Origin of the sequence: Legionella santicrucis, from assembly GCF_001468135.1 — a bacterium.
GTDB classification, from domain to species: Bacteria; Pseudomonadota; Gammaproteobacteria; order Legionellales; family Legionellaceae; genus Legionella; species Legionella santicrucis.
In genome coordinates this window covers 51,426-61,056 of record NZ_LNYU01000049.1, presented here as the reverse complement: position 1 = coordinate 61,056, position 9,631 = coordinate 51,426, and the positions used below count along the sequence as shown (strand labels likewise).

Below are 9,631 nucleotides of genomic sequence, written 5' to 3'. Positions count from 1 at the left end.
TCCATTGGATTCCCTCCCTAAAATTAAGAGCGGAATTCTAATGCTTTTTAGTCAGCCAGCAAGTCCCGTGCGTAACATGAGTTAATAACAACTACAGAAAACCTTTGACAAAAAACCTGATTTAAACAATTATCCTCAATAGATGACCATTAAATTAAACTTGCACCCCAATTTTTAACTCCCCAAATCAATTAGCCGAAATCCGTCCAAAACAAGGCCGACCCTAACCCGACACATCAACCCGGCACAAACCCGACATAGCAAGATTCAATACTGGCAAGCAGAAAAAACTATCGAATCTAAAAACCCAACAAAGCAAAATTCTCCAGGCCGACCCACCTCATAACTCCAAAATCTGTTTTTTATGTGTTTAGCGCGCGAGAAAAAAATTTTTAAACAATTTTGAACAAAAATAACCAATTACCAATGTAAAAACTTCTAAGTAAAAAAAGATAAGGTTCATTGAATATCATTTAGTATCAAGCTCATTTCCCCTATTGACACTCTCTACCAATTTCCTAGAATGAATCAAGTTTAATGCATCTTGGTTATCTAAATATCATCGATTGATAGCGTTTGATATCAATTGAAATCAAAATAAAGGGTTAAAACAGGAGTAAAAATGGATTTCTTATTCGTCACCACATACGAACTGGACGCACTCAGCGAAATCCCCCTGATGCAAAGAGTGGTCTACCTCATGGGCATCCGCCCCTACATGGACAGAAAAACGTTCATAGTCGGCATTAAACGAAAAATCAGCTACCAGTCACTGAGAGAAACACTCTATGTCGCACCAATCAAAGGCGTAAAAACAGGCTGTCCTAGTCACCAGCAAATGAAACGTGTAATTAAATCTCTGGCACGCCAAGGCATCATAGAAATTCGCTCAACAACCAAAAACCTCATTGTGAAATGCCTTCTGGCTAACCCACATGAGCCTGTACACATTGAAAATGAATCACAGCCTGAAGCAAATCCATCAACCGAAGCAGAACAGAATCAATCATTACCATCAGAAAAACTGAAACCAATCAAACCTGGAAAATCAGTCTACTTAAAATCAGACTTCAAAGCGCAGCCCAGCATTAACCCACAAGATCAATACCAAAAATTCGAAAAATTCTGGCAAGTCTACCCTCTTCCTAGCTATAAAAATGAAGCCTGGAAGCAATTTCAGCAAATTGATCCTGATGAGAGACTTTTTTCACAGATCATGGAGGGATTACGAGAACAGTTAACTAAAGTTAATCGATCAGGAACCTATTGACCTTATCCCGCAAGTTGGTTGGGTCAAAAAAGTTGGCTTGTTAATTCTCAAAAATGATGCTGCCTTCAGGTCTATGAGCGTCTCACAAAATCCTGAAATTGAGAACATAAATTTACTTAAAATCGCGATCTTACTGATTCTACCAAGGGCTTAGAGAGTTATTATAATGTGAAATTATTCCGAGATTTTATAGGGGAGAAACCCCAGTGCGACACGAGGTCGCCAAATAGAGCTGTGGTACTCGAAAGAAACTACCACCATCCATACGGCTGGATGAACCTACGATCCTGAATAAAGAGCGGATCGGACAATGAGGCAAAGCGTGAAAACGCGGGATCTAACACGCGAGTAGTCGATCCTCCTGAGAGTTGTAACTCGGGTAAGCGCTAGGTAATAGATAAGCCGAAGGCATCTGAACCTGCCTTTTAAAAGACCGTCATCACCAGTCGTGGAAAACAACTGAATTATACCACGATAACAGAGGGAGGAGGAATCCGTGGGGCAAATTCCTCGTCGTCAACATTACCTCTCGGTCTACAGCAGGCGGCTAAGTTTATATGCTCTACTGGCGGAACGTGGCAACTCTGTAATGCTCCTTTAGAAATAAAGGTAGGTTCTTCGTAAGGTGAATTAACGTATTGCAGAAACAGGATGTCCAAGAAAGCAAATGCCGGCTTGTAATGAGCCGGATACAAGTATAAATCACTTGGCACGAAAGTGAGCCCACTTTGGACTGGTTCAAAATGGCGAGACAATTTGGGGAACCATAATCATGGGGAAATGCAAATGACAGTGAAGCAGTTCGCTGGTGCATCTCCAGCAGCGTGTCATCAATCTTGGCAAGAATTACCTTGGTCAAGGATAAATACGCATGTATTTCGGCTCCAAATGCGTATCGCTAAGGCAGAAAGAGAAGGCAGACTAGGCAAGGTGAAAGCCTTGCAAAGACTACTCACCTCATCGTTTTATGGAAAATGTCTGGCTGTAAAACGTGTAACCAGCAATGTTGGTGCAAAAACGGCCGGTGTTGATGGCATTACATGGAGAACGCCTGAAAGCAAGATGCAAGCGGTAAATTCTCTCTCAAGGAAAGCATACAAGCCGCTTCCCTTAAGACGAGTCTATATCCCAAAGAAATCGGGGAAGTTACGCCCACTCTCAATCCCAGTCATGAAGTGCAGAGCCATGCAAGCCTTATGGCATGCCGCTCTCGTGCCTATTGCAGAAGAACGAGCCGATATAAACGCCTATGGTTTCAGACCTAAACGTTCGGCTCATGACGCAATAGAACAATGTTTCTGCGCGTTAGCTAAGCAACATGCAGCGACCTGGGTATTAGAAGGTGACATTAAAGCTTGTTTTGATCGCATCGACCATGATTGGTTACTAGAGAATATTCCCATGGATAAAATCATCCTTAAGAAATTCCTAACAGCAGGTTATGTCGAAGAAGGTACAACGCATCTAACTAAATTAGGTACGCCTCAAGGTGGCATTATATCACCGACACTTGCAGTCATGGCCTTATCAGGCCTGGAAAGAATGCTGACAGATACAAAAGATACACAACGAGTCCGTCAAAAGAAAAAGATCAATATGATCGCTTACGCTGACGACTTCATTGTAACTGCATCAAGCGAACAACTGCTACGTGCTGAGGTGATCCCAATCCTAGAGGCAGGTCTAAAGAAGGTAGGGCTTGAACTTTCTTGTGAGAAAACCAAGATAACGCCGATTCAAAAGGGTTTTGATTTTCTGGGGTTTAACATTCGGAAATACCCGAATGGAAAACTGCTGATTAAGCCATCAAAGGCTAGCATATTGGCGTTCACAAAAGAAATCAAACGTTGCATTAAGCAAGGTGCTGCACTTCCAACAGAAAAGTTAATCTATCTATTGAATTCGAAAATCATTGGTTGGACTAATTATTACAGAAGTGTGGTCTCTTCAAAAGTATTTGGTGCAATAGATCGTGAAATTTTTATGACGCTCAAGCAGTGTTTGTACAGAAAACATCCTCGTAAAGGACGATACTGGATTATGCAAAAGTACTTTACCACTATTGAGGGCGATCACTGGCGATTCCATTGCATTGTGAAAGATAAATGGGGTAATAAAAAGCCACTTTATCTCAAAAAGGCAAAGGACACCACGATTCGACGTCACAAGAAAATCAAAGCAGAGGCTACTCCATTTAATCCCTGTTACACGGAGTATTTTAAACAGCGATATATGGAGAAAAGGAACCGCTCTATCTGTTCCAACAACTCAAAATCTGCCGGGTTGAGAATCATTCAGCCTTATGCGAGCTTGAGCGGAGTGCGGTGAAAGTCGCACGCTCCGTTCTTAGAGGGCTGCCCTTCAGTAATGAGGGGTGGCTACTCGACCTCATGCATTATTCAGATTTAATGTAGAGGAGCAGGATTATTTTCGACAATATTTTAGTATTCACGAGAAAGTGAATTAATTTTGAAAGTGGCTCAAATCACCCTAATTTTTAAATAATGAATCATCAATTATATTAAAAATAATATCAAATTTAGCAAAATCATCTTTTGTTCCATTTTCACATAGCCAGTTGCATAGGTTGCCTTTTTCATCTTTATTTATTTCATACTTTTCAGGAACAATCTCTGCTTTTCCCCTTATCTCGCGGTTTACCTTTTCTGTATAATCTATAAACTCATTTTTATATTTTCTTGCTCCTTTTATAATAGACTCCTGAAATAGATTCTCAATCCCATTTTTAATTGGACTGCCATTTTGAACAGGTATTGTTTTTTTTATGACGTTTCCTTTTTCTTCATCAGTTTTTTTAGTATCACAATCGTACAATAATAATATTTTTTGAGGTGAAATTTCAGATAGCTTTGTATTATAATGTCTCCATATTTGATCTAATCCTCCAAAACCATTTGCATCAACAAGCTTGATTTTTGACAATAAATCTTTTTTTCCTAGAAGGTCAGCGGCCTTAACAATATACTGAATATCATAGCTACCCTCTACAAATAGTACTGGTTGATTTAATGTTAACAAATACTCTTTCAATTCAGTTTCATATTTACTGGTATTTTTAAATACTTCATAAGCATGTTGGAACTCAGAAAATCTTTCTGAAGTAATTATTTCTCCTGTGGGCATACTTCTTAACTCAAGATTATCCTCACCAAGCATGTTTTTCATGCCTAATAAAAAGAGGGGAGAATGAGTAGTAAAGATAAACTGAACGCATGGAAATAGTTTAACAAGTGATGGAAGTACATCAGTTTGAAGCGTTGTATGTAAATGAACATCTACTTCATCAATTATAACTATACCTTGGATTGCATCAAAATTCTTCGGAGGATTATCAGAATGGCGAATAATATTTATAAAAAAATAGAGTAATATAGATTCACCTAAAGATAAATTTTCTATACTGGGTAATACTTGTGTTTTAAAACTACCATCCTCATTCTGCTCGACAACTGTTACTCGGTACCCCCCTCGAGGACCAATACCAAATCGAACATCATCCCTTTGTAATATTAATCTTAGTAATTGATTAATTTGATTCCATTTTATTAGATCATGAGGATTGGAATTAATAGTAAAATCAATAACCAAATCCAGCAAATATTGCTTGTTTATTCTAGCAGAAGATAATATTTTTAATTCTTTTGCTAAATTTTCCTCAAAAAACCTAGAACTTTGATTTTCAAAATCACGATTATGCTCATTTTTCCAAAAAGGTTCTTCAAAACGATATGCAGGCTGATAAAAATGGGGCTCTGAATTAAATTCATATTTTAATTTTAGTTTTTGCGAATCACTTAATTGCGAAATTATCTTTTGATTTGAGCTTGTGTCGTTAGGACTAAGAGAGAACTCTGGAACATATCTGTTAAAATCATCTTTTGTGACTATTCCAATTTTATCGAAATACTCTAATTTATTTTTTTCTCCATCAATTAAAGTAACAAGCGAAAAACCTTTTTCAGCCCCCGAAGTTAAATTGATTCCACCAGAAACCTTATAATACTTATATTTCATGCCTTCAATAGGTAGTATATTATCATATAGCTGATTAGCTATTTCATGAATTGCATCGATTAATTGAGATATAAGGATAGTTTTACCGGTTCCATTCTCACCGATAAATATTATTGGTATAGGCTTACCTTGATGAAACGGAAATTCTATTATTAGTTCATTAATTGGTCCAATATTCTTTAATGCCAAATTATGAATATACATTGCCTATTTACCCCATTATTTTTAAAATAATCTGTTTAATAATTGTGATTTAATGTTAATAATACTAATAAAACTAAACTTGATATAAACATAACGAACTTCATTAGTATATGCCTGAATTATTACTAATATTAGCGTCACTGCAACTCCATTTGCAGTGACGCTAACAAACTTGCTAAAAATTCAAATTTAAAATCAATAGATTAACTTTAAAAATTCAATCCCACACCACAGGATTGAACAAAATATTCCTCCAAAACCTATTGCCCCCAGATCTTGCATTTGCTAAATTTTTCATAAGCATAACTGATGAGCCTGTGCAACTCAGGCGAAACCTTCGGGTCTTATGCTAAGCCACTCTCATCCCATAACCTGTGGCTGGACGTCTAGTCGGGAATCTGTAGTTCTAGGATAGGCTACCATCGGGTAGATAAGTTAATAATCACTTCTTTATTAACCATGGATCAGCGGCAGCTGCTGTTGGATTGCCGTGCGTTTTTGTATTTAAACAATAAGGAGATAAACCACTAAAAAACCGTTGTACCACAATAATCATTAACCTTGATTTGCCCCACCATTTCGAGCCTTGCAGTGCAAGCTGGATATCCTCATTGAGTGAATCGCTCGATTAACACTAAACCAAAGACAGGGCAAATAAATTGATTGAATAAAACTATGCGCAAAAACTCTTTAAGACAAATAGCGAGCCAGTATCTGGATCATGATAATAGCGGTAGTCCTCGTGGCAAAAAATATCGTCGCTTTGTTATTCTTAGGATGATTGAGGATCTCTTTGTTCTTGGACTTGCACCATCCAATTGGCCAGGTTTGACTTCAATCCATTTGCAACAACTGATTCAGCATTGGCATAAGAAAAAGGTTAAGCCTTCTACTCTCATGAATTACATGACCATCATCCGAAAATTTCTAACCCATGTGGGGCATAATGCTGAGAATATTGATAATCTCAGTCTTGGTTTGCAAACTAAGAAAATTAAAAAGAAAACTCGAAAATCTCCAACTGATATATTAGAAAAGATCAATGATCCTGTTGCCAAAACCCTTTTAGGCTTTCAACTTCATTTTGGTCTGACCTTGAGCGAAGCCATGCGCATTTTGCCCGGGGTACATATTCAAGAACATGAATTATTACTGACCCGAGAAATCACTTTTAATAGCAAGGATAGGAAGATTCCTATTCGCTTCGAAGCTCAAATAAAGCTTATACAGAATTTTAATCTATTAACCCAAGGGAACGATTGCCTTATAACTACTCATGGTTATCGAGCTATCTGTTTTAGCTGGCAAAAGGCGATGAAGTCCTTAAGGCTCTCTGGAAAAAAATGTTGGCGTTATCTTTATGCTCAACAATTAAATTCACAATTATCCTCTCAAATATCCCATTACCGTTTGTCCTTACTCATCATGGATGAAATGGGATTGAAATCACGTACCACACTTTGGAGTTATCTCAATGAGCAATAAACTACGCAGTGCACTTTATTCAGTACACCAATTAATTAAACAAATGCAAGGCTACTCCTATGCCAGTAAAGCAGATATGAAGCATATGATTAATCGCTGCATGAAAGACCTACATGAATTGGGTTTCAAAGTTGGTCATTTAAATGGTATAAAGCCCAAGCATATCTACATACTGGTTGAGCATTGGAAAAGCAAGGTAAGAGTCCTGCAACTATCAAAAATTACATGTCCAAATTGCGTAAACTTGCTTATTTTCTTGATAAACCCAAGTTAGTTAAAACAGGCAATGATTCCTATCAAATTGATAAACGCACTTACACTCCTACCCAAAACAAAGCCATTCACCATATCGATTTGAACTTATGTACCGATCCGCATATACGCCTCTCACTTGAAGCACAAATGCTATTTGGTTTGCGCAGGGAAGAATCCATGAAATTTGTAGTAAGTGAAGCTTGGCATGGTGATTGTTTGCATATCAAACCCAGTTGGACAAAGGGTGGTATTGGACGATTGCTTAAAATTACCAATGAAGAACAAATGAAATGGCTATCAAAAGTCTGGCAACAGATGAAACGTGGTGAGTCCCTAATTCCTACGGAAAGAACCTATAAGCAACATTTAGGTCATTATCAACAACAAGCAAGATTAATGGGAGTCTGTAAATTGCATGGTTTGCGTCATGCTTATGCTCAACGTCGATATACCGAATTGACTAAAGAATTTGCTTCTTTAAAAGTTGGATTAATTTGCCCGATAGCTGGCGGAAAACCTACTAAAGAGCTCAATCGTGAAGAAAAGCAAATTGATAAGCAGGCGAGATCAATCATTAGCCGCGAACTTGGGCATTCCCGTTTAAATATTACTAAAATTTATTGTGGGTAGTTAATAATTATGTGCAGTAGACAAATAATTATCAATATTTTCATTGATTTGGTCAGAAATTACGACACATAATATTCCAAACCATCTTATGACAATAGACTTTTATAGCCAAAAAATGACCTTAATTGAGTAAATAATCATATGAAAAACAATACTAACTAATAAAAGGATCAAAAGGTCTAAAATTGGGATTCATTTCATAAACATCTTCTAGTTCAGTAAGACATTGGAACAAACAATCAAGATAATTAGCATCAAACAGTGTTCCTTTCTTTTCTTCAAAATATTCTAATATAGTTTTTTGTGATATCAAATTTCGATAAGGTCTATTAGTTGACATTGCTTCATATACATCAGCAATAGCCACGATGCGAGCTGGTTTGGTGATTTCATCACCTTTTAGACCATTGGGATAGCCAGAACCATCCATGCGCTCGTGATGTTGATACACTACAGATTTAATATCCCAAGGAAAATCCATATGTTCAATTATTTTATTACCAATTGCGACATGAGTTTTCATTATTTCATATTCATTCACAGTCAATTTTCTTGGTGTGACTAAATATTCCATAGGAATCGCGATTTTTCCAATATCATGTATGAGAGCCCCATAATATATCGTGCTTAAACATTTTGGGTTAGTAATATTTGCTTTAGTAGCAATGTTCAGTGAAAGCAAAGCCACTCGTTTTTGATGTCCAGCTGTATAAGAGTCTCTAGACTCTACAAAGTCAGAAAAAGATAAAATTGTATCTAAAAAAGATTGTTGTAGTAACTTTTTATCGATTTTTAATTGTTTATTAAGCTCAATTTGCGACGTGATATCTTCAAAATATACCATGTAAATTATCTCATTAGCCAAGATATTACTTACCGGAATAACGCGAACAATGGATGTTCTCTCTTTAACTGTTATTTCTGAACGAGTTTCAACTCTTTGTTCAACAGCTTGGTTAAAATAATCTGGTACTGTATTTTGTAATGGGTACACTTTCCAAAAAGGTTTATTCTCTGGATTTTCAGCTACTAATTCTGTATAGGATTTGTTTGCAAATACTATTACTCCGTTCTCATTGCAGACCAAGTTAGGACTCAATAATTTATCAAGAAGCTGAAACATAACAGTAGCAAGTTTTTTTTCTTCTTCGCTATTAAATTTCATGTTTGGTTATGTTGTTGACTATTTAGAATAATATTTTGATTATAGCAAATACTATAATTTTTGAATTAAAGTGATGAGACGATGTCTCAGTAAAACGTGATATGCAGTGGTTCAAATAAACCTCAATTTTTAGATTGAATTAGCCAAAATTTATTGTACATAATATCCATACTATTTCTGTTCGTTGCCATAATCGGTCGCTAAAATTAATGGAGATAGCTATGAGATCTATATTAAAACCATCTTTGGATGAACTTGTTTTTGGGGCTCTCAGCCAATTACAGAAGCTACATTATCATGATCGCTCGATACGTCGCTACCAAGCTACATGGAACCGATTGATTGATTTTGCAAAACAACACCAGCTCCAAGACAAGTTGACGCAGAAGCTAATTATCGACTTTCTGAATTATTACAATATCAAGTCAGAAGAATTAACGCGCATAAAATCAGGTTGGCGTAGACATGCTGAATATAGTTTAAAAATTCTTTGGCAATTTGCTCGTTATGGATATTTTGAGCGAATCCATACGTTAATACAAAAACTTAAGATACCACAGAAAATGAAGAAGGTACTTAATGAGTAT

Annotated in this window: 5 protein-coding genes and 2 pseudogenes; 5 read left to right on the top strand and 2 right to left on the bottom strand. The window is 36.6% G+C overall.

The window, feature by feature from the left end:
* The first annotated feature begins 622 nt into the window (after positions 1–622).
* Entirely contained in the window at positions 623–1,270 is a 648-nt protein-coding gene (locus Lsan_RS10240) for a hypothetical protein (RefSeq protein WP_058514301.1), read from the top strand.
* 786 nt (positions 1,271–2,056) lie between these two features.
* Complete coding sequence (gene ltrA, locus Lsan_RS10235) at positions 2,057–3,598, top strand: group II intron reverse transcriptase/maturase (protein ID WP_065236297.1); 1,542 nt, start codon at positions 2,057–2,059, stop codon at positions 3,596–3,598.
* A gap of 162 nt (positions 3,599–3,760) precedes the next feature.
* On the opposite strand, the gene Lsan_RS10230 is transcribed toward ltrA, so the two are convergent.
* Positions 3,761–5,509, bottom strand: coding sequence for an AAA family ATPase (locus Lsan_RS10230; RefSeq protein WP_058514300.1), 1,749 nt, complete (start codon positions 5,507–5,509; stop codon positions 3,761–3,763).
* Positions 5,510–6,184: 675 nt separating this feature from the next.
* On the opposite strand from Lsan_RS10230, the gene Lsan_RS10225 reads away from it, so the two are divergent.
* Entirely contained in the window at positions 6,185–6,994 is an 810-nt protein-coding gene (locus Lsan_RS10225; protein WP_058514299.1) for a phage integrase N-terminal domain-containing protein, read from the top strand.
* Positions 6,984–7,879, top strand: a pseudogene (locus Lsan_RS10220) (phage integrase N-terminal domain-containing protein). The gene Lsan_RS10225 and the pseudogene Lsan_RS10220 overlap by 11 nt, the downstream one beginning before the upstream one ends.
* Before the next feature lie 154 nt (positions 7,880–8,033).
* Here the strand turns inward: Lsan_RS10220 and Lsan_RS10215 are convergent.
* Complete coding sequence (locus Lsan_RS10215) at positions 8,034–9,044, bottom strand: HD domain-containing phosphohydrolase (protein WP_058514298.1); 1,011 nt, start codon at positions 9,042–9,044, stop codon at positions 8,034–8,036.
* A gap of 221 nt (positions 9,045–9,265) precedes the next feature.
* Here Lsan_RS10215 and Lsan_RS10210 point away from each other — a divergent pair.
* A pseudogene (locus Lsan_RS10210) lies at positions 9,266–9,631 on the top strand (site-specific integrase); the annotation flags it as partial.

Excerpts from the sequence above, each read along its gene's own strand:
- Lsan_RS10240 (WP_058514301.1), top strand. The coding sequence starts at position 623 with ATGGATTTCTTATTCGTCACCACATACGAACTGGACGCACTCAGCGAA.
- ltrA (WP_065236297.1), top strand. The coding sequence starts at position 2,057 with ATGACAGTGAAGCAGTTCGCTGGTGCATCTCCAGCAGCGTGTCATCAA.
- Lsan_RS10230 (WP_058514300.1), bottom strand. The coding sequence starts at position 5,509 with ATGTATATTCATAATTTGGCATTAAAGAATATTGGACCAATTAATGAA.
- Lsan_RS10225 (WP_058514299.1), top strand. The coding sequence starts at position 6,185 with ATGCGCAAAAACTCTTTAAGACAAATAGCGAGCCAGTATCTGGATCAT.
- Lsan_RS10215 (WP_058514298.1), bottom strand. The coding sequence starts at position 9,044 with ATGAAATTTAATAGCGAAGAAGAAAAAAAACTTGCTACTGTTATGTTT.